Raw genomic sequence first — 19,936 nt, 5'->3', positions numbered from 1 at the left:
GATTACTTCTTGCCGGCCGTGTCTTTCCAGGTCTTCAGGAAGGCCATGCGCTTGGCCGGGGCCAGGTATTCCAGCACCTGCGGGCCGACCGGCACCGGCTTGACGTTCTTTTCGCCGACCTGCTTGATGAGTTCCGCCGAGGTGGTCTCGCCGGTGACGTCTGCGCGGATCGCGTACAGCTTCGATTCGTTGGCGATGACGGTCTGGCCGCGCTTGGACAGCATGTAGTCCATCCACAGCTTGGCGGCGTTCGGGTGCTTGGCCGACTTGTTGATGAACTGGACGCGCGACATCACCAGCGTGTAGTCCTTGGGCAGCACCACGCCCAGCGACGGGTCGGTCTTGGCGCGCACCAGCGCATACGAGCCGATCACGTTGTAGCCGATCAGGTTCTCGCCCGACGAGATCCGTTCCAGCATGGTGCCGGTCGAGGATTGCACGCGCACCTTGGCCGTGCCCAGCGCCTGCTGCAGGGCGCCGAACTGCGGATAGTCCTGCGCGTCCTGGGTCATGAACATGAAGCCGACCCCGGATTTCTCGATATCGTAGGTGGTGACCTTGTCGCGGAACTTCGGCTGCACGATCAATCGCGCGAAGTCGGCGTGGGTCTGCGGGATCTCGGCGCCGGTCACCAGGCGCTTGTTGTAGACGAAGGTGGCCGGCTCGAAGGTGGTGCCGTATGCCATGTCCTTCCACGCCGCCCAGCCGGGGATGTTGGCCGCTTCCACCGATTTGTAGGCCATCGCGTAGCCGCCCGAGGCCAGCTTGATCTGCAGGTCCATCGCCGACGACCACAGCGCGTCGGCGGTGTCGCCGCCGGCCGCCGCTTCCGAGATGAAGCGGTTGTACACCTCGGTCGAGTTCATGTCGTTGTACTCGACCACGATGCCCGGATACAGCTGGTTGAAGTCCTTGATCAGCGGCGTGGTGGCCTTGCTGTCGGTGGCGCCGTACACCACCAGCTTGCCCTCCTTCTTGGCGGCGTCGACGATCTGCTGGTAGCCGGCCGGATAGCCGGCCGGCACTTGCGCCAGGGCCGGCATCGCTGCGGATGCGGCCAGGGTGGCGATGGCGGTGAAGATGGCATTGCGTTTCATAGTTGTCTCCTTGGTGATCTCAATGGCCCGTGGCGGTATCGCCCTGGCGCTCGCGCACCAGGTTGAATTCCCGGGCCAGATGGTTGTAATGGACGACGGCTTGCCGGATGTACCGGGTCAGCGCGTCCCCGGTGAGTGAAAAGGGATACAGGCCGGCCTGCTCGCGCCGGCGCGCGAAGCCGGGGTCGGCCTGCACGCGCTCGAAGGCGGAGACCCAGCGCCGGTAGTCGGCGTCCGCCACGCCCGGCCCCATCCACAGGCCGCGGATCACCGGCCACACCAGGTCGTAGCCCTGTTCGCGCGCGGTGGGCACGCCGGCCAGCACGCCCGGCAGGCGCGTCTCGGACAGCACCGCCAGCACACGCACCTTGCCCGGCCCGGCGTACAGCGCGGCTTCCGAGACGTCGCCCGACACCACCTGCACGTAGTCGGCCTGCATCGCAGTGAAGGTCTCGCCGCCGCCCTCCAGCGCCACGAAGCGCAGCTTCCTCGGATCGATGCCGGCCAGGCGCGCCAGCAGCGCCATCTTCATCCAGTCCTGGCTGCCGATGGTGCCGGACATGCCGACCAGCACCCGCTGCGGGTCGCGCCGCAGCGCGGCGACCAATTCCTTCAGGCTGCGGTAGGGCGAATCGGCGCGCACCGCGATCATGCCGTAGTCGGCGCCCAGCGCCGCCACCCAGCGCACGTCGTCGGGACCGGCCTTGCCGAACTTGCCCTGGGCGAGATTCAGCAGCGAGCCGCCCGAGAACGCCACCAGGGTGTTGGCCTCGGTGCGCCGCTGCGACACCAGCGTGTGCCAGGCCACCGCGCCGATCCCGCCCGGCAAGTAACTCAGCTTCAGCCTGGGCACGGCCGCTTCAGGCACGGCCGGTCCAGGCACGGCCGCCTTGTCCGCCGCCCTGGCGTCGTCCAGGGCATGCACGGCGAGCTTGCAGGTCAGGTCCATCGCCCCGCCGGGTTTCGACGGGATCAGGCATTCGGCCTCGGCAGGCTGGAAGGTGGACGCGGCGGACGCGCCGGCCGCGAGCCACAGGCCCGTTGCCGCCAGCAGCGCCGGCGTCAGGAAGGTGCGCAGGATAGTCATGGCGACCATCATATTGGCAGCGGCGGCGCAGCGCTCAGAACCGGTGCTGGATGCCGGCGGTGACGCCGTTCTGCGTGCTGCCGGTACCCACGTCGTCGCGCGACAGGCCGATCGGCTGGCCGTGGTCGGCCTTCGCATGCGCGCCCACCAGGTACAAATCGGTGCGCTTGGACAGCGCGTACATCGCGCGCGCCACGAACATGGTCGGATCGGCGTCGCGCGCGACCGGCAAGTCCTTCGTGTTGATGTGGTAGGCGGCGCCGGTCAGCGTGAACTTGTCGATGGTATGGATGACGCCCAGCCAGTAGGTGTCGCCGCGCAGGTCGGCGGTGGCGGCGCGCCCGGCCACCAGTTTATAGCCGCGCATGCCAGCGATGGCGCGCCAGCTTCCCATGCGGTAGTCGGCGCCCAGGTGGTAGGCGGTGGTGCGGTCGCGCCGGCCGGTAGCGGCGAGGGTAGCACCGTTGACCTGCTCGTAGCTGGCCATCAGGCCGACGCTCTTGCCGATCCAAGAGCCGCCCACGGCATATTTGCGGCCGTCGGCGGTGCTGCCGGCCTGCTCGCCCAGCCCGATCGTGGCGCCATACGTGAAATTGCCGCTGGTGCCGGTGTACTTGGCCAGGTTGTCGAAGGCGGTGGTCATGCCGTACTTGGACGGGCCGGTGGCGCTGCCGGTGGTGGCCCAGGAATAGTTGGGGGCGAAGCCGAGCGGGTCGAACTTGATCACCAGGTCATAGGTGGTGGTGAACGAGCGGCCCAGCACCAGGCGGCCGAAGTCGCCTTCCAGGCCGACCACGGCCTGGCGTCGGAACAGCGCGCCGTCGGCGGCGCCGGTGTCGAGCAGGATGCCGCCTTCCAGGTTGTACACCGCCTTCAGGCCGTTGCCCAGGTCTTCGCTGCCGCGCAAGCCCCAGCGCGACGTGTTCTTGCCGCCCGAGATGACGCGCACCATGCTGCCGTCGTTGGCGCCGGCATGGTTGACGGCTTCGACGCCGGCGTCGATCAGGCCATAGACCTGGACGTTGCTCTGGGCGTGGGCGGACTGGTTCAGGGAAAGCGCTGCCATTACGGCGAGCGCGAGGGCCGAGTGTTTCATGGGTTGTCTCCGGTTGTTGTAAGCGTTGCGTGACGCCTGAGCGGTCGCTTGTGTCTTCTGCGCCGCTTCGTTTGTGCCAACTATATGCGGCCCCAGCTTTCAAAAAGCTTTCAGCGCAGCCTTCAGGCACGGCGGCCGCCGTTGTGGAAAACCCGTAGCGGCCGGACGGCTATCCGCGCCCGCACGTTTGCGCTTACACTGGCGCGATGCGAATCCTGTTAGTCGAAGACCACGTCGAGCTGTCGCACTGGGTGTCGAAAGCCCTGCGCGACGCCCATCTCACCGTCGAATGCGCGGCCAACGGCGCCGATGCCGACGCCCTCCTGCACACCCAGGACTACGCATTGGTGATCCTGGACCTGACCCTGCCCAAGATGGACGGCCTGGACGTGCTGCGCCGCCTGCGCGCGCGCGGCGGCGAACGGGCGCGCACGCCGGTGCTGATCCTGACCGCGCGCGGCGGCCTGGAAGAACGGGTGCAGGGCCTGAACCTGGGCGCCGACGACTACCTGGCCAAGCCGTTCGAACTGGCCGAGCTGGAGGCGCGCATAAAAGCACTGCTGCGCCGGCGCGGCGGCGGCGTCGAGAACCTGGTGCAGCGCTGCGGCCAGCTCAGCTTCGACACCGTGGCGCGCATGTTTTCGTACTGCGGCGAGCCGCTGGCGCTGACCCCGCGCGAGCACGCGGTGCTGGAAGCGCTGATCGCGCGCCCGGGGCGCGCGCTGTCCAAGGAAAAGCTGTTCGACGAAGTGTTCGCGCTCGACGACGACGCCAACCTGGACGCCATCGAGCTGTACATCCACCGCGTGCGCAAGAAGCTGGACCGCCGCCCGGACGGTGGCGCCGCCATCGCCACGCTGCGCGGGATCGGTTACCTCTTGCAAGAGCGCCCGGTATGAGGCGCCGTTGAGCCGTCAACCCGGCAGCCTGCGCAACCAGCTGCTGCGCTGGCTGATCGCGCCGCTGGTGGTGCTGGTGGCGCTGAACACGGTGTCGCTGTACCAGGACGCGCTGGAGGCGGCCGACATCGCCTACGACCGCTCGTTGCTGGCCTCCACGCGCGCGCTGGCGGAGCGGGTCTCGGTCCAGGACGGCAAGGTGGTGGCCGACGTGCCCTACCTGGCGCTGGACAGCTTCGAGACCGACACCCTGGGGCGCATCTACTATCGCGTCGGCGGCCTGCGCGGCGAGACCGTGTCCGGCTACGACGACCTGCCGCCGGTGCCGGACAGGGTGCCGCGCTCGGAACTGTACCCGGCGCTGGTGCGCTTCTACCACGCCGACTACAACGGCGAGCCGGTGCGCATCGCCGCGCTGCTGCAGCCGGTGTTCGACGATTCGATGCGCGGCATCGCCCTGATCCAGGTCGGCGAAACCCTGGATGCGCGGCGCGCGCTGTCGCGCCGCATCCTGCTGAACACGCTGGTGCGCCAGGCGCTGATGGTGCTGGCGGTGGCGACGCTGGTGTGGTTCGCGGTGCGCCTGGTGCTGCGCCCGCTGATGCGCCTGAAGAACGAGGTCGAGACACGCGCGCTGTCCGACCTGTCGGACGTCGACCCGGCGCTGGTGCACAAGGAGGTGCGGCCGCTGGTGGCGGCCATGAACGGCGCCATGACGCGCATGCAGGACCTGATCGCCAGCCAGCGCCGCTTCATCGCCGATGCCTCGCACCAGTTGCGCACCCCGCTGGCGGTGCTCAAGACCCAGGCCGAACTGGCGCTGCGCGAACACGACCCGGCCGCGGCCCAGGAGATCGTGCGCTCGATCGCCGCCACGCTCGACGCCACCGTGCACCTGGCCAACCGCCTGCTGACGCTGGCGCGCATCGAGCACGGCGGCGACGGCGCCCATGTGGAACCGGTATCGCTGACCGCGGTGGCGCGCCAGGTCGGCCTGGAACTGGCGCTGCCGGCGGTGCAGAAGGGGATCGACCTGGCGCTGGAAGCCGAGGACGGCCCCGGCACCACCGTGCCCGGCCAGGCCCTGCTGCTGCACGAACTGGTGACCAACCTGGCCGACAACGCCATCCGCTACACGCCGCCGGGCGGCAGCGTGCTGCTGCGCGTGCGCGCCACGCCGGCGGGCGCGCTGCTCGACGTCGAGGACAGCGGACCGGGCATCCCGGAGGCGGAGCGCGATAAAGTGTTCACGCCGTTCTACCGCGCCCAGGCCGCACTGGAAAGCAATCCCGGCGGCACCGGCCTCGGGCTGGCGATCGTGCGCGACATCGCCGCGCTGCACGGCGCAGGCGTGCGCCTGGATGCGGCCGAGGATGGACGCGGCTTGCGGGTCGAGGTGCTGTTCAAGCTGCCGGCGCCGCCCGATTGAAGCCGCCGCATCTTGCGCGGTTCGCGGCCGGAACGCGGTCCTTGCGGCTGCTCACACGGGCGCGACGGCAGCGCCGGTGCGTTGGGAAAGTGCGGCGCACAGGCCCGCAGGTACCGTTAGATGCGACTAATTATGAGCCACCAGGAAACTGATCTTACGCCTGGACAAGCCTGATCCTGCGTAAAAAGGGATATGCTTGAGACAACGCAAATCCAAATGCGAGCACGCTTTTTGTGCGGTGCAGCGCAGGTAGAATTTGCCCATGAATTCGACCAACCACCCCCTCAATCACTGCGGCGCTCCGGAAGCGCCGTACGACCGGGTCGAGCGCGACCTGCACGCCCTCCTTACCGCACCGCTCGACACGCCGAGCACGGCGCCGCGCGAATGCGTGGACGAGTTCGCCGACGAGTTCCTGGGGCACTGGGTGATGCCGCCGAGAAGGCGGTGCAGGACGGTGTGGTGACCGATGCGGCCATGGGATTGGCAGCGCGACGCCGTCGTCCCCGCGCAGGCGGGGACCCATGCTGAGTGTCCAGCACTATGTACTCGAAAGCGCTGGGACGGTTCTCACGTCGCAAATTCTGATATTCAGTATGGGTCCCCGCCTGCGCGGGGACGACGGGGCCAGCCCCTGCCCTGTCAGCCCAGGCTCTCCAACCGGATCCGCACCACCTGCCCCACGATCGCCGCCAGGCTTTCGATCTTCAGGATCGCCGCATTCACGTACTTCTCGCGGGTCTGGTGGGTGATGATGACGATGTCGGTGCGCGCCTTGTCGCCCGGCTGCTTCTGCAGCACGGCGTCGATCGAGATGCCGGCTTCGGCCAGGATGCGGGTCAGGTCGGCCATCACGCCCAGCTGGTCCTGCACATGCACGCGCAGGTAATAGCTGGTGCTGATGTCGTCCATCGGCAGGATCGGCAAATCGGCCAGCTCGGACGGGTGGAAGGCCAGGTGCGGCACGCGCGAATAGGGGTCGACCGTGGCCGAGCGGGTCACGTCGACCAGGTCGGCGATCACGCTGGAGGCGGTCGGCTCGGCGCCGGCGCCCTTGCCGTAGTACAGCGTGGTGCCGACCGCGTCGGCCTTCACCAGCACCGCGTTCATGGCGCCTTCGACGTTGGCGATCAGGCGCGCCGCCGGGATCAGGGTCGGGTGCACGCGCAGCTCGATGCCCTCACCGCCGTCGACGCTGCTGCGGCGGGTGATGCCCAGCAGCTTGATGCGGTAGCCCAGTTCCTCGGCGTAGCGGATGTCCACCGCCTGCAGGCGGCTGATGCCCTCCACGTGGGCGCCGCCGAACTGCATCGGGATGCCGAACGCGATCGCCGCCATGATGGTCAGCTTGTGGGCCGCGTCCACGCCCTCGATGTCGAAGGTCGGGTCGGCCTCGGCGTAGCCGAGCTCCTGCGCCTGCTTGAGCACGGTGGCGAAGTCCAGGCCCTTGTCGCGCATCTCGGACAGGATGAAGTTGGTGGTGCCGTTGATGATGCCGGCCACCGATTCGATGCGGTTGGCTGCCAGGCCTTCGCGCAGCGCCTTGATGATCGGGATGCCGCCGGCGACGGCCGCCTCGAAGGCCACCATCACGCCCTTTTCCTGGGCCGCGGCGAAGATTTCGTTGCCGTGCTGGGCCAGCAGCGCCTTGTTGGCGGTGACCACGTGCTTGCCGTTGGCGATGGCGCGCAGCACCAGTTCGCGCGCCAGGTCGTAGCCGCCGATCAGTTCGACGACGATGTCGATGTCCGGGTTGTCGACCACGGCGAACGGGTCGTTCACGACCTCGCACTGGCCGGCGGCGCCGGCGTCGAGGACGATGTCGCGCGCGCGCTCGAGGTTGCGGGCGGCGACCATACTCACTTCGATGCCGCGTCCGGCGCGGCGGCGGATTTCTTCCTGGTTGCGTCGTAGCACCTGGAAGGTGCCGGCACCGACGGTGCCGATGCCCAGCAGGCCTGCTTTGATGGGTTTCATAAGTTCTTGTCTGTATTCTCAGCGCGCATGGCGGCGCCGGTAGCCGTCGAGGAAGCGCGCGATACGGCCGCATGCATCCGTCAGGTCGTCGGAATTGGGAAGGAACACCAGCCGGAAATGGTCCGGGGTCTTCCAGTTGAAGCCGGTGCCTTGCACCAGCAGGACTTTTTCCTCGGACAGCAGCTCGCAGATAAATTGCTGGTCGTCCGCGATCGGGTAGATCTTCGGGTCGAGGCGCGGGAACATGTACAGCGCGGCTTTTGGCTTGACGCAGGACACGCCCGGAATATCGGTCAGTAATTGGTAGGCGAGGTCGCGCTGGCGCGCCAGGCGTCCGCCCGGCGCCACCAGGTCGGCGATGCTCTGGCGCCCGCCGAGCGCGGTCTGGATCGCGAACTGGCCCGGCGCATTGGCGCACAGGCGCATCGAGGCCAGCATGTTCAAGCCTTCGATGTAGCCCTTGGCGTGGCGCTTTTCGCCGGACACCACCATCCAGCCGGCGCGGTAGCCGCACGAGCGGTAATTCTTGGACAGGCCGTTCAGGGTGACGAACAGCACGTCGTCGGCCAGCGCGGCGATCGATTCGTGCTCGTTACCATCGTACAGGGTCTTGTCGTAGATTTCGTCGGCGTAGATGATCAGGCCGTGCTGGCGCGCCAGCTCGATGATCTCCAGCAGCACCTCGCGCGAATACAGCGCACCGGTCGGGTTGTTCGGGTTGATGACGACGATCGCGCGCGTGTTCGGCGTGATCTTGCTGCGCATGTCGGCGATGTCCGGCATCCAGCCGGCGCCCTCGTCGCACACGTAGTGCACCGGGTTGCCGCCGGCCAGGCTGACGGCGGCGGTCCACAGCGGATAGTCGGGCGCCGGCACCAGCACCTCGTCGCCGCTGTTCAACAAACCCTGCATCGCCATCACGATCAGTTCCGAGGCGCCATTGCCCAGATAAATGTCGTCGATACCGACGGCGGCGATGTTCTTGCTCTGGGTATAGTGCATGACCGCCTTGCGCGGCGCGAACATGCCCTTCGAGTCGGTATAGCCGGCGGCGCCGTGCATGTTGCGCATCATGTCCTGCACGATCTCGTCGGGCGGGTCGAAGCCGAACACGGCCAGGTTGCCGATGTTCAGCTTGATGATCTTCTGGCCGTCTTCCTCCATCTGGCGCGCCTTGTCCAGCGCCGGCCCGCGGATCTCGTAGCACACCTCGTCCAGCTTGTTGGATTTCAGAATCGGTCGCACAATCTCCCCTTTATTTGCACAGTCATCGGTCACGGACCGGGCTGGAATGCACCACATTGTTGCAATGCGAAAAATTCCATTCTGCCCAAAGCAGCCTGATTAAGCAACCGTGCATTACTGGCAAGCCCGGCAACGGCTACAATTCGCCGCACCGAGCGGATACAATACGCGGCCCGCGTGCGCGCCCGTTTCCCAACCCCAGCCCTCCATTTCATCATGAAGCTTCATTCCGACAGCACAGAGAAATACCAGACGGTGACCGGCTACGACCGGAACGGTGTCGAGATCAACGCCCAGCGCTTCGACTACAGTGTGCTGGTGCTGCCCGAGGTGGCGCCGCGCCCCTGGGACGTGACGCGCTTCGAGGACCTGGCCGCCGCCCATTTCGAACAGATCGCCGCCGACCGCCCGGACGTGGTCATCCTCGGCACCGGCGAGCGCCAGCGCTTCGTGCATCCGCGCCTGGTGACCAGCCTGTCGTCGCAGCGCATCGGCGTGGAAAGCATGGACAGCCACGCCGCCTGCCGCACCTACAACATCCTGATGGGCGAAGGCCGCAAGGTCGTGCTGGCCCTGATCATCGAGGGTGCGAAGGCGCCCGAATGAACGAGCTGTACCGCAACAAGACCCTCAACTGGACACTCCTGATCGCCTTTGCCGTCGCCCTGCTGTACGTGCTGGGCGCGCGCACCCTGGTGCCTCCCGACGAAGGCCGCTACGCCGAGATGGCGCGCGAGATGTTTGCCAGCGGCGACTGGATCACCACGCGCCTGAACGGCATCAAGTACTTCGAGAAGCCGCCGCTGCAGACCTGGATGAACGCCCTGACCTTCACGCTGTTCGGCGTGGGCGAATGGCAGGCGCGCCTGTGGACCGGCCTGTGCGGGCTGCTGGGCGTGCTGCTGACCGGCCTGGCCGGACGGCGCGTGTTCGGCGCACGCATCGGTTTCTACGGCGCGCTGGTGCTGGGCTCGTCGATCTACTGGATCGCCTGCAGCCAGGTCAACTCCCTCGACATGAGCCTGTCGGCGATGATGACGCTGGCCCTGTGCGCGCTCCTGATCGCGCAGCGCGACGGCGCCGCCCCGGCCGAGCGGCGCAACTGGATGCTGGCCTGCTGGGCCGGCATGGCGCTGGCGGTGCTGGCCAAAGGCCTGATCGGCGTGGTGCTGCCGGGCGCGGTGCTGGTGCTGTACACGCTGTTGTCGCGCGACTGGGCGATCTGGAAGCGCCTGCACCTGGGTAAAGGATTGCTGCTGTTCTTCCTGGTCGCCGCGCCCTGGTTCGTGCTGGTCGGCCTGCGCAACCCGGAACAGCCGCATTTCTTCTTCATCCACGAACACTTCGACCGCTTCCTGCGCAAGGAACACCACCGCGAAGCCTCCTGGTGGATCTTCTTCGCCCTGCTGGCGGTCGGCAGCGTGCCCTGGGCCGGCGTGCTGCTGCAAGGCCTGCTGCTGGGCGCGCGCCGCGACGCGCTCGCGTGCGAGCGCGAAAGCCAGGCCACGGCGGGCGCGCAACGCTTCCGTCCGCGCCTGATGCTGCTGGTGTGGGTGGTGTTCATCCTGCTGTTCTTCACCAAGTCGAATTCCAAGCTGCCCGGCTACATCGTGCCGGTGTTCCCGGCGGTGGCGCTCCTGATCGCGCTGTACCTGGATGCCGGCACCCGCCGCAGCCGCATGCTGACCGCCGGCCTGACCTCCTTGCTGGGTGCCGGCTTGCTGGCGCTGGTGCCGTTCATGGAGCGCCTGGCCAAGAAGCCGGGCGAGGACGTGGTGTACGCCGCCTACCAGCCCTGGGTGCTGGCGGCCGGCCTGGTGCTGCTGGTCGGCGGCGCGCTGGCGCTGCTGACTGCGCGCCAGATGCGGCGCGACCTGACCGTGCTGGTGCTGGCCATCGCCGGCTTCGCCGGCGCCCAGCTGCTGCTGGTCGGCTTCGAGCCGGTGGCGCAGGTGCGCGCCGGCAGCGCCCTGCTGCCGGCCCTGGAGGCGGCAGGCGCCGCCGACCCGAAGATCCCGCTGTACTCGGTCGGCATCTACGAGCAGTCGCTGACCTTCTACCTCGGGCGCACCGTGACGCTGGTCGACTACCGGGACGAATTCGCCTTCGGCCTGGAGCAGCAGCCGGCCTTGTGGGTGCCGACCATTCCGGCATTCACGGCGCGCTGGCGCCGCGACGCCGCCGCCGGCGTGCGCAACCTGGCCATCACCCGTCCCGAGATCGTCGAGGAACTGCGCCGCCAGGGCGTGCCGCTGCGGGTGGTGGCCGGCGACGCGCGCCGCGTGGCGATCGCCAATTTCTGAGGCGGCCGCACCCGGCCCGCCTGCCCGTTCATCTTCGACCCGACCCCATGAATTTCACGACGTTCGCATTCATCATCACCGGCGTGCTGCTCAACGCCGCCGCCCAACTGCTGCTCAAGGCCGGTACCAACGCCATGGGCGGCGCCATCCACCTGACCGCCGGCAACTGGTTCGGCACCCTGCTCAAGATCGGCATGCAGTGGCCGATCATCGCCGGCCTGGGCTGCTACGCGGTGTCGGTGGTGGTGTGGATCATCGGCCTGTCGCGCACCGACGTGACCATCGCCTACCCGATGCTGTCGCTCGGCTACGTGGTGTCGGCCTTCGGCGCCTGGATGTTCCTGGGCGAGGTGGTGCCGCCGCAGCGCATGCTGGCGATCGGGGTGATCATCGTCGGCGTGGTGTTATTGGCGCGCTCATAAATACGCGATTGCGCTGCTACAATCGCAACGCCGGCCGCGCCGGTTCAGCCAATCATAAGAATTATCCATAATAATAGTGTCCAGCGAGCATCTTTGCCGTGACGACATACCAACAATCCCAAGCACACGACGAGATGCCATGACTGCCGAGCTGCCCTTCCTGCCCTTTTCCCGGCCCACCATCGACGAGGAGACGATCGCCGCCGTCGGCGAGGTGCTGCGTTCCGGCTGGATCACCACCGGTCCCAAGAACCAGGCCTTCGAGGCGCTGCTGTCCGCCTACTTCGGCGGGCGCCCGGTGCGCACCTTCAATTCCGGTACCTGCACGATGGAGATCGCGCTGCGCATCGCCGGCGTGGGCGCCGACGACGAAGTGATCACCACCCCGGTCTCGTGGCCGGCCACCGCCAACGTGATCCTGGAAGTCGGCGCCACCCCGGTGTTCGCCGACATCGACCCGGTCACCCGCAACATCGACCTGGATAAACTGGAAGCGGCGATCACGCCGCGTACGAAAGCGCTGATCCCGGTCTACCTGTCCGGCCTGCCGGTCGACATGGACCGCCTGTACGCCATCGCGAACCGGCACGGGCTGCGCGTGATCGAGGACGCGGCGCAGGCGCTCGGCTCGACCTGGAACGGCAAGCGCATCGGGTCGTTCGGCGACTTCGTCTCGTTCAGCTTCCAGGCCAACAAAAACCTGACCACCGGCGAAGGCGGCTGCCTGGTGCTGAACACGCCGGAAGAAGCGCGCCTGGCCGAGAAATACCGCCTGCAGGGCGTGACCCGCAGCGGCGTGGACGGCATCGACGTCGACGTCCTGGGCGGCAAGTACAACATGAGCGACATCATGGCGGCCATCGGCCTGGGCCAGATGAAGCAGCTCGAGGCATTGACCGCGCACCGCGCCGCACTGGCGCGCCACTATTTCGATTGCTTCGGCCCGGATTTCGAGCGCGACACCGGCGCCCAGCTGCCGCTGCAGGCCTTCGGCACGTCGAACTGGCACCTGTTCCAGATCATCCTGCCGGACCAGGGCCCGGGCACGCGCGCCGCCTTCATGACGCGCCTGCAGCAGGACTACAACATCGGCACCGGCTACCACTACGCGCCGATCCACCTGCTGACCCTGTACCGCGAGCGCGGCTTCCGGGAAGGCATGTTCCCGCACGCCGAACAGATCGGCCGCCTGACGGTGACGCTGCCGATGTTCAACGCCATGACCACGCAGGAGGTCGAGCGCGTGGTGGCGGCGGTCAAGGCGGTATTGAAGAAGGACGCGGCGCAATGAGGGTCGTGTCGAGCAAGCCGGAAGTCTCGATCGTCATCCCGGTCTACAACGAGGAAGCCGGCCTGGCCAACCTGTTCGGGCGCCTGTACCCGGCCATGGACAAGCTGGACCTGCCGTACGAAGTCATCTTCGTCAACGACGGCAGCCGCGACGGCTCGGTATCGATCCTGGCCGAACAGTACCGCAAGCGCCCCGACGTGACGCGCGTCGTGCTCTTCAACGGCAACTACGGCCAGCACATGGCGATCCTGGCCGGCTTCGAGCAGACCCGCGGCGAGATCGTGATCACCCTCGACGCCGACCTGCAGAATCCGCCGGAAGAAGTCCACAAGCTGATCGAGAAGATGCGCGAAGGCTACGATTACGTCGGCTCGATCCGCCGCAAGCGCCAGGATTCGGCCTGGCGCACGATCGCCTCCAAGGCCATGAACCGGCTGCGCGAGCGCATCACCAACATCCACATCACCGACCAGGGCAACATGCTGCGCGCCTACGGCCGCAACGTGATCGACCTGGTCAACCAGTGCGGCGAGGTGAACACCTTCGTGCCGGCGCTGACCTATAAATTCGCGCGCCGGCCGACCGAGATCGTGGTCGAGCACGAGGAGCGCGCGGCCGGCGAATCGAAGTATTCGCTGTACAGCCTGATCCGCCTGAACTTCGACCTGATGACCGGCTTCTCGCTGGTGCCGCTGCAGATGTTCTCGCTGCTGGGCATGACCATGTCACTGCTGTCGGCGCTGCTGGTGCTGACGCTGCTGGTGCGGCGCCTGATCTTCGGCGCCGAGGCCGACGGCGTGTTCACGCTGTTCGCGGTGGCGTTCTTCTTCATGGGCGTGATCCTGTTCGGCATCGGCCTGGTCGGCGAATACGTCGGCCGCATCTACCAGCAGGTGCGCGCCCGGCCGCGCTACGTGGTGGCGGCGGTGCTGCAGGGCTTGCCGGACGAGCAGCTGGATGCCGAGGGGGAAAAGCGCAAAGTCGTGCGCTGAAAACCATCAGGCGAGCCGTCGCCCCCGCGCAGGCGGGGGCCCATACCGCGTATCAGAAATTGGATACTTTGCATCGAGGCGTCTTCTCCAACTTCGGTAGCTCGGCATGGGTCCCCGCCAAGGCGGCCGGCCAGGTCGGGGACGACGTCCGAACGTACGTGCCCCCATCGTTCGCTACCAGCCTCACCGAATTCGTTATTCCATTAATCACACCATGACCCAACCCTCCAAACGTGCAGTCGTCTTCGCCTACCACAACGTCGGCGTACGCTGCCTGAAAGTCCTGCTGGCCGGCGGCGTCGACGTCGCCCTGGTCGTCACCCACCAGGACAGCGCTCTTGAAAACATCTGGTTCGAATCGGTCCAGTCACTGTGCGAACTGGAAGGCATCCCCTTCATCACGCCGGACGACCCCAAGTCGCCCGAACTGCTGGAACGGGTAAAAGCCGCCAAGCCCGACCTGATGTTCAGCTTCTACTACCGCCACATGCTGCCGCAGGCGATCCTGGACGTGGCGCCGGCCTACAACATGCACGGTTCGCTGCTGCCGCAATTCCGCGGGCGCGCGCCGGTCAACTGGGCGGTGCTGCACGGCGCGGGCGAGGCCGGCGCCTCGCTGCACGAGATGACGATCAAGCCGGACGCCGGCGCCATCGTGGCCCAGCAGGCGGTGCCGATCCTGCCCGACGACACCGCCTTCGAGGTGTTCGGCAAGGTGACGGTGGCGGCCGAGCTGGCGCTGTACGGCGTGCTGCCGGCGCTGCTGGACGGCAGCGCCCCGCGCACCCCGAACGACCTGACCCGCGGCGGCTACTTCGGCGGGCGCAAGCCGGAAGACGGCCGCATCGACTGGACCCTGCCGGCGCAGCAGGTGTACAACCTGCACCGCGCGGTGGCGCCGCCCTACCCCGGCGCGTTCACCGACGTCGAGACTGCCGCCGGCACGCGCCGCTACGTGATCGAGCGCGCGCGCCTGCTGCCGCGCGCGCCGGCCGGCCTGCCGGCCGATGCGGCGCCGGGACTGGCGGTGGCGGACGACGCCATCCTCGGCGTGTGCGGCGACGGCCGCGTGCTGGCGATCCACGGCTTGCTGCTGGACGATGCGCGCGTGTCCGCGGCCGCACTGCGCTCGCAACTGCAGGCGGCGCAGGGATAAAATAAGCGCCGAGCGCGCCGCCACGAGCGCGCGTAAATACCTACAATATAAACGTTTTCGGCGCGCGGGCACGCGCGCCAACCCAGGCACCCAACAAGACAATCACGGAACACCATGAAGAAAGTACTCATCCTCGGCGTCAACGGCTTCATCGGCCACCACCTCTCCAAGCGCATCCTGGAAACCACCGACTGGGACGTGTACGGCATGGACATGAGCTGCGACCGCATCAAGGAACTGCTCGACCACCCACGCATGCACTTCTTCGAAGGCGACATCACGATCAACAAGGAATGGGTCGAGTACCACGTCAAGAAGTGCGACGTGATCCTGCCGCTGGTGGCGATCGCCACGCCGTCGACCTACGTGAAGCAGCCGCTGCGCGTGTTCGAGCTGGACTTCGAGGCCAACCTGCCGATCGTGCGCTCGGCCGCCAAGTACGGCAAGCACCTGATCTTCCCGTCGACGTCGGAGGTGTACGGCATGAGCCGCGACGCCGAGTTCGACCCGGAGCAGTCGGAACTGGTGTACGGCCCGATCAACAAGCCGCGCTGGATCTACGCCTGCGCCAAGCAGCTGATGGACCGCGTGATCTGGGGCTACGGCATGGAAGGCCTGAACTTCACGCTGTTCCGCCCGTTCAACTGGATCGGCGCCGGCCTGGACTCGATCCACACGCCGAAGGAAGGCTCCTCGCGCGTGCTGACCCAGTTCTTCGGCCACATCGTGCGCGGCGAAACCATCCAGCTGGTCGACGGCGGCCACCAGAAGCGCGCCTTCACCTACATCGACGACGGCATCTCGGCGCTCATGAAGATCATCGAGAACAAGGACGGCAAGGCCAGCGGCCAGATCTACAACATCGGCAACCCGACCAATAACTACTCGATCCGCGACCTGGCCGACATGATGCTCAAGCTGGCGGCCGAATATCCGGAATACGCGCAGGGCGCGCAGAAGGTGCAGATCGTCGAGACCAGCTCGGGCGCGTACTACGGCGAAGGCTACCAGGACGTGCAGAACCGCGTGCCCAAGATCGAGAACACCATGCGCGACCTGGACTGGTCCGCGGACACCACCATGGCCGACGCGCTGCGCCACATCTTCGACGCCTACCGCGGCCAGGTGCCGGCGGCGCGCGCGCTGGTGGACTGACCGATGCAGGACCCGAACGCGGCGCCGCTGATGGTGCTCAAGATCGACGTCGACACCTACCGCGGCACGCGCGAGGGCGTGCCCAACCTGGTGCGCATGCTGACCCGGCATGCGGCCGGCGCCACCTTCCTGTTCGCGCTCGGGCCGGACCACACCGGCTGGGCGATGCGGCGCGCGCTGCGTCCGGGCTTCTTCCAGAAGGTGTCGCGCACCTCGGTGGTCGAGCACTACGGCATCAAGACGCTGATGTACGGCGTGCTGCTGCCGGGGCCGGACATCGGCGCCAGGGCCGCGGCCGAGATGCGCGCGGTGCGCGACGCCGGCTTCGAATGCGGCATCCACACCTGGGACCACGTGCTGTGGCAGGACAAGGTGCGCGGCAAGGATGCCGCCTGGACCGGGCGCATGATGGCGAAAAGCGAGCAGCGCTACGCCCAGGTGTTCGGCCGGCCGCCGCATACCCACGGCGCCGCCGGCTGGCAGATGAACGGCCACGCCTTTGCCCGCCACGACAGTGTCGGCTATCGCTACGCCTCGGACGGGCGCGCCTGCCTGCGCGAGGACGGCGCCCTGCGCGACCCGGCCGCCGGCCCCTACCGCTACCAGGGCCTGGACTGCATCCAGATGCCGACCACGCTGCCGACGCTGGACGAACTGCTGGGCCGCGAGATCGACGGCACGGTGATCGACGACGACAACATCGCCGCGCACCTGCTGGCGCTGACGGCGCGGAACCGGCGCGATCACGTGTACACCCTGCACGCCGAGCTTGAAGGGCAAAAACTCGCCCCCATATTCGAGCAGCTGTTGACGGGTTGGAAAGCGCAAGGCTACCGGCTGGCGTCGATGGCGCAGTACCATGAAAAGATCGCGGGGACGCCGCTGCCGGAATATCCGGTGCAGTGGGGTACCCTGCCGGGACGGTCGGGCCAGCTGATCGTGCTCGACACGCTTGCATCACCAACCAGGTAAACCACCCGAACACCGCCGCCGGGGCGTCGGCGGCGATTCGTGGTCCAGACAGGAGACCTCCGTGGCCGACAGCCCAACCGCTTCACCCGCCCTCACCGCCGGCATGCAGCTTGCCAACTTCAGCGCCGCCATGACCGGCAACCAGACCTTCGAGCTGGCGGGCCGGCCGGCCAAGTACACCGTGCTGTACTTCTACCCGAAGGACAATACGCCCGGCTGCACCACGGAATCGCTGGCCTTCCGCGACCACCTGGACCAGTTCACCGCGCTGGGCGCGCAAGTGGTCGGCCTCAGCCGCGACTCGCTGCGCTCGCACGAAAGCTTCAAGGCCAAGCTGGGCCTGCCGTTCGAGCTGATTTCCGATCCGGAAGAAGCCGTGTGTAACCAGTTCGGTGTCATGAAGATGAAGAACATGTACGGCAAGAAAGTGCGCGGGGTCGAGCGCAGTACGTTTGTCATTGACGCTGACGGCAAACTGGTGAAAGAATGGCGTAGCGTGAAAGTCAACGACCATGTCGATGAGGTGCTGGAATTCCTCAAGACCCAGCCATAGGCCGCCGTTGGCAACCGCCGTTCGCAATGCATGACGGACATCCATAGGCCCGCCTATTTTGAGTCACAGTTTCAAGTCAACGCATCATTCCCATCAGCCCGCCGGATGGATTCCCTTCCGGACCCCGGCCGGCGTTCCCGCAGTCTCCCCTGTTGCATCTGTCCAGCCCGGCGGCGCATGTGCGTCCGCATGGTGCGTTTATCCGCCTTTTATCCGAGATTGAGAACCTGATGCCACTACCGAAAATACCGAGCAAGCCAGCGACCATCCTGCTGGCCAAGGATTACCCCCAGGCCGAACCCGGCCGATCGCCTGTCCGCGCAACCGCGAAGGCGGAGAACGACCCCGTCGAAGACCTGATCAGCGGCCCGGCCGTGGAGAGCGCCAAGAGCGGGCGCAACCGCAAGTCGAAGGCCGCACTGCTGGCCGAGGCACCGGCGCGCGACGCCGCGCCGCAAGCCGCGCCCGCCGGCGTGGCCGCTGCGGTGACCGCCCCCGCGCCGGCCGCGGCCCGCGCCGAGACGCGCACGGACCAGGCCGCCCCGCAGTTGCGCGGCGCCGAAGCACGCGACCAGCGCGAGCCGCATCCGGCCAAGCACAAGCCGGTCGAGGTGGGCGTCAAGTCGACCGCCAGCCGCAAGGCCGACCGCGCCGGCGAAGCCAAGGTGTTCGTGCTCGACACCAACGTGCTGATGCACGATCCGAGCTCGCTGTTCCGCTTCGAGGAACACGACGTGTACCTGCCGATGATGACGCTGGAAGAGCTCGACAACCACAAGAAGGGCATGTCGGAAGTCGCGCGCAATGCGCGCCAGGTGTCGCGCACGCTGGACGCGCTGATCGCCAACACCGACGACGACGCCATCGAGGCCGGCCTGCCGCTGTCCAAGCTGGGCAACAAGGATGCCAAGGGCCGCCTGTACTTCCAAACGCGCCTGAACGCCGCCGCGCTGCCGGAAGGCCTGCCCTCGGGCAAGGCCGACAACCAGATCCTGGGCGTGGTGCGCGCGCTGGAAGCCGACCGTTCGGGCCGCACCATCGTGCTGGTGTCGAAGGACATCAACATGCGCATCAAGGCGCGCGCGCTGGGCCTGGCCGCCGAGGATTACTTCAACGACCACGTGCTCGAAGACACCGACATGCTGCACTCGGGCATCGTGCAGCTGCCGGACGATTTCTGGGCCAGGCACGGCAAGGACATGGAGTCGTGGCAGGAAATCAAGGGCGGCAACTCGGCCACCTATTACCGCGTCACCGGCCCGCTGGTGCCGTCGCTGCTGCTGAACCAGTTCGTGTTCTACGAGCCGAAGAATGGCGAGGCGCCTTTCTATGGCCAGATAAAACAGATCACCGGCAAGACCGCGGTGCTGCAGACCCTGCGCGACTACAGCCACAACAAGAACAATGTCTGGGGCGTCACCGCGCGCAACCGCGAGCAGAATTTCGCGCTGAACCTGCTCATGAATCCGGAAGTCGACTTCGTCACCCTGCTGGGCCAGGCAGGCACCGGCAAGACCCTGCTGGCGCTGGCGGCCGGCCTGGCGCAGGTGCTGGAAACCAAGGTCTACAACGAGATCATCGTCACCCGCGTGACGGTGCCGGTGGGCGAGGACATCGGCTTCCTGCCCGGCACCGAGGAGGAAAAGATGTCGCCGTGGATGGGCGCCTTCGACGACAACCTGGAAGTGCTGATGAAGTCCGACGGCGACGCCGGCGACTGGGGCCGCGCCGCCACCCAGGACCTGATCCGCTCGCGCATCAAGATCAAGTCGCTGAACTTCATGCGCGGTCGTACTTTCGTCAACAAGTTCCTGATCATCGACGAAGCGCAGAACCTGACGCCGAAGCAGATGAAGACCTTGGTCACGCGCGCCGGTCCGGGCACCAAGATCCTGTGCCTGGGAAATATCGCCCAGATCGACACGCCCTACCTCACCGAAGGCTCGAGCGGCCTGACCTACGTGGTCGACCGCTTCAAGGGCTGGGCCCACAGCGGCCACGTGACCCTGGCGCGCGGCGAACGCTCGCGCCTGGCGGACCACGCCAGCGAGGTGCTGTAAGCGGTTTTCGCGTCGGCTGCAAGGCTGGCGCGGAAAGGCAAAAAGCCTGTGCTTCCGAAAGGGGCACAGGCTTTTTTTATGCGCTTCGTCCGACAACTCGTCGTTTCCGGCACTGCCGAGAACGACTGCTTGCGAAGGTACTGCTGTCCAAGATAATCGTTATCTCTGCTTTAACCCATAGCTCGTCGTCCCCGCGCAGGCG

Annotated in this window: 18 protein-coding genes; 13 read left to right on the top strand and 5 right to left on the bottom strand. The window is 67.0% G+C overall.

Annotation, left to right across the window (positions count from 1 at the left end):
• Positions 1-2: 2 nt before the first annotated feature.
• Genes HH212_RS15015 through HH212_RS15005 form a run of 3 tightly spaced genes read right to left on the bottom strand, consistent with a single transcriptional unit; the run spans position 3 to position 3,280 of the window.
• Positions 3-1,097 carry an ABC transporter substrate-binding protein gene (locus HH212_RS15015; protein ID WP_170203211.1) on the bottom strand — a complete coding sequence of 365 codons (1,095 nt, stop codon included), beginning with the start codon at positions 1,095-1,097 and terminating at the stop codon, positions 3-5.
• Between the two features lie 19 nt (positions 1,098-1,116).
• Entirely contained in the window at positions 1,117-2,184 is a 1,068-nt protein-coding gene (locus tag HH212_RS15010; protein ID WP_170203210.1) for a Bug family tripartite tricarboxylate transporter substrate binding protein, read from the bottom strand.
• 34 nt (positions 2,185-2,218) lie between these two features.
• Positions 2,219-3,280, bottom strand: coding sequence for a porin (locus HH212_RS15005; RefSeq protein WP_170203209.1), 1,062 nt, complete (start codon positions 3,278-3,280; stop codon positions 2,219-2,221).
• Positions 3,281-3,486: 206 nt separating this feature from the next.
• Here HH212_RS15005 and HH212_RS15000 point away from each other — a divergent pair, with 206 nt between their 5' ends.
• The 3 genes from HH212_RS15000 to HH212_RS14990 all read left to right on the top strand — a co-directional run bounded on the left by HH212_RS15000 (position 3,487) and on the right by HH212_RS14990 (position 6,074).
• Positions 3,487-4,179: a response regulator gene (locus tag HH212_RS15000; RefSeq protein ID WP_170203208.1), complete on the top strand. Its 693-nt coding sequence runs from the start codon at positions 3,487-3,489 to the stop codon at positions 4,177-4,179.
• A gap of 7 nt (positions 4,180-4,186) precedes the next feature.
• Positions 4,187-5,608 carry a sensor histidine kinase gene (locus HH212_RS14995; protein ID WP_170203207.1) on the top strand — a complete coding sequence of 474 codons (1,422 nt, stop codon included), beginning with the start codon at positions 4,187-4,189 and terminating at the stop codon, positions 5,606-5,608.
• 262 nt (positions 5,609-5,870) lie between these two features.
• On the top strand, positions 5,871-6,074 hold the full coding sequence (locus HH212_RS14990; protein ID WP_170203206.1) for a hypothetical protein: 204 nt from the start codon (positions 5,871-5,873) through the stop codon (positions 6,072-6,074).
• 176 nt (positions 6,075-6,250) lie between these two features.
• Here HH212_RS14990 and HH212_RS14985 read toward each other — a convergent pair whose 3' ends face one another.
• Both HH212_RS14985 and HH212_RS14980 read right to left on the bottom strand, forming a co-directional pair.
• Positions 6,251-7,585 (bottom strand): homoserine dehydrogenase, encoded by a 1,335-nt coding sequence (locus HH212_RS14985; protein WP_170203205.1) that lies wholly within the window; start codon positions 7,583-7,585, stop codon positions 6,251-6,253.
• 18 nt (positions 7,586-7,603) lie between these two features.
• Positions 7,604-8,830, bottom strand: a complete 1,227-nt coding sequence (locus HH212_RS14980) for a pyridoxal phosphate-dependent aminotransferase (RefSeq protein ID WP_170203204.1) — start codon at positions 8,828-8,830, stop codon at positions 7,604-7,606.
• Between the two features lie 216 nt (positions 8,831-9,046).
• Here HH212_RS14980 and HH212_RS14975 point away from each other — a divergent pair, with 216 nt between their 5' ends.
• From HH212_RS14975 to HH212_RS14930, 10 genes are all read left to right on the top strand, one after another.
• Positions 9,047-9,436 (top strand): Mth938-like domain-containing protein, encoded by a 390-nt coding sequence (locus tag HH212_RS14975; protein ID WP_170203203.1) that lies wholly within the window; start codon positions 9,047-9,049, stop codon positions 9,434-9,436.
• A complete protein-coding gene (locus HH212_RS14970; RefSeq protein ID WP_170203202.1) occupies positions 9,433-11,133 on the top strand; it encodes a glycosyltransferase family 39 protein in 1,701 nt (566 codons plus the stop codon). The genes HH212_RS14975 and HH212_RS14970 overlap by 4 nt, the downstream gene beginning before the upstream one ends.
• Positions 11,134-11,180: 47 nt before the next feature.
• Complete coding sequence (locus tag HH212_RS14965; RefSeq protein WP_170203201.1) at positions 11,181-11,555, top strand: EamA family transporter; 375 nt, start codon at positions 11,181-11,183, stop codon at positions 11,553-11,555.
• A 139-nt stretch (positions 11,556-11,694) separates the two neighbouring features.
• On the top strand, positions 11,695-12,846 hold the full coding sequence (locus HH212_RS14960) for a DegT/DnrJ/EryC1/StrS family aminotransferase (RefSeq protein WP_170203200.1): 1,152 nt from the start codon (positions 11,695-11,697) through the stop codon (positions 12,844-12,846).
• Complete coding sequence (locus HH212_RS14955; protein WP_170203199.1) at positions 12,843-13,838, top strand: glycosyltransferase; 996 nt, start codon at positions 12,843-12,845, stop codon at positions 13,836-13,838. The genes HH212_RS14960 and HH212_RS14955 overlap by 4 nt, the downstream gene beginning before the upstream one ends.
• Before the next feature lie 214 nt (positions 13,839-14,052).
• Positions 14,053-14,994, top strand: a complete 942-nt coding sequence (locus tag HH212_RS14950; RefSeq protein ID WP_170203198.1) for a formyltransferase — start codon at positions 14,053-14,055, stop codon at positions 14,992-14,994.
• Between the two features lie 114 nt (positions 14,995-15,108).
• A complete protein-coding gene (locus tag HH212_RS14945; RefSeq protein WP_170203197.1) occupies positions 15,109-16,149 on the top strand; it encodes a bifunctional UDP-4-keto-pentose/UDP-xylose synthase in 1,041 nt (346 codons plus the stop codon).
• A gap of 3 nt (positions 16,150-16,152) precedes the next feature.
• On the top strand, positions 16,153-17,121 hold the full coding sequence (locus HH212_RS14940) for a polysaccharide deacetylase family protein (RefSeq protein ID WP_229217291.1): 969 nt from the start codon (positions 16,153-16,155) through the stop codon (positions 17,119-17,121).
• A 103-nt stretch (positions 17,122-17,224) separates the two neighbouring features.
• On the top strand, positions 17,225-17,674 hold the full coding sequence (locus tag HH212_RS14935) for a peroxiredoxin (protein ID WP_170205457.1): 450 nt from the start codon (positions 17,225-17,227) through the stop codon (positions 17,672-17,674).
• Positions 17,675-17,904: 230 nt separating this feature from the next.
• Positions 17,905-19,734 carry a PhoH family protein gene (locus HH212_RS14930; protein WP_170203196.1) on the top strand — a complete coding sequence of 610 codons (1,830 nt, stop codon included), beginning with the start codon at positions 17,905-17,907 and terminating at the stop codon, positions 19,732-19,734.
• Positions 19,735-19,936 lie beyond the last annotated feature (202 nt).

Source organism: Massilia forsythiae, assembly GCF_012849555.1.
In the GTDB taxonomy this organism is placed as follows: Bacteria; Pseudomonadota; Gammaproteobacteria; order Burkholderiales; family Burkholderiaceae_D; genus Telluria; species Telluria forsythiae.
This window is presented reverse-complemented; position numbering and strand designations above follow the sequence as displayed.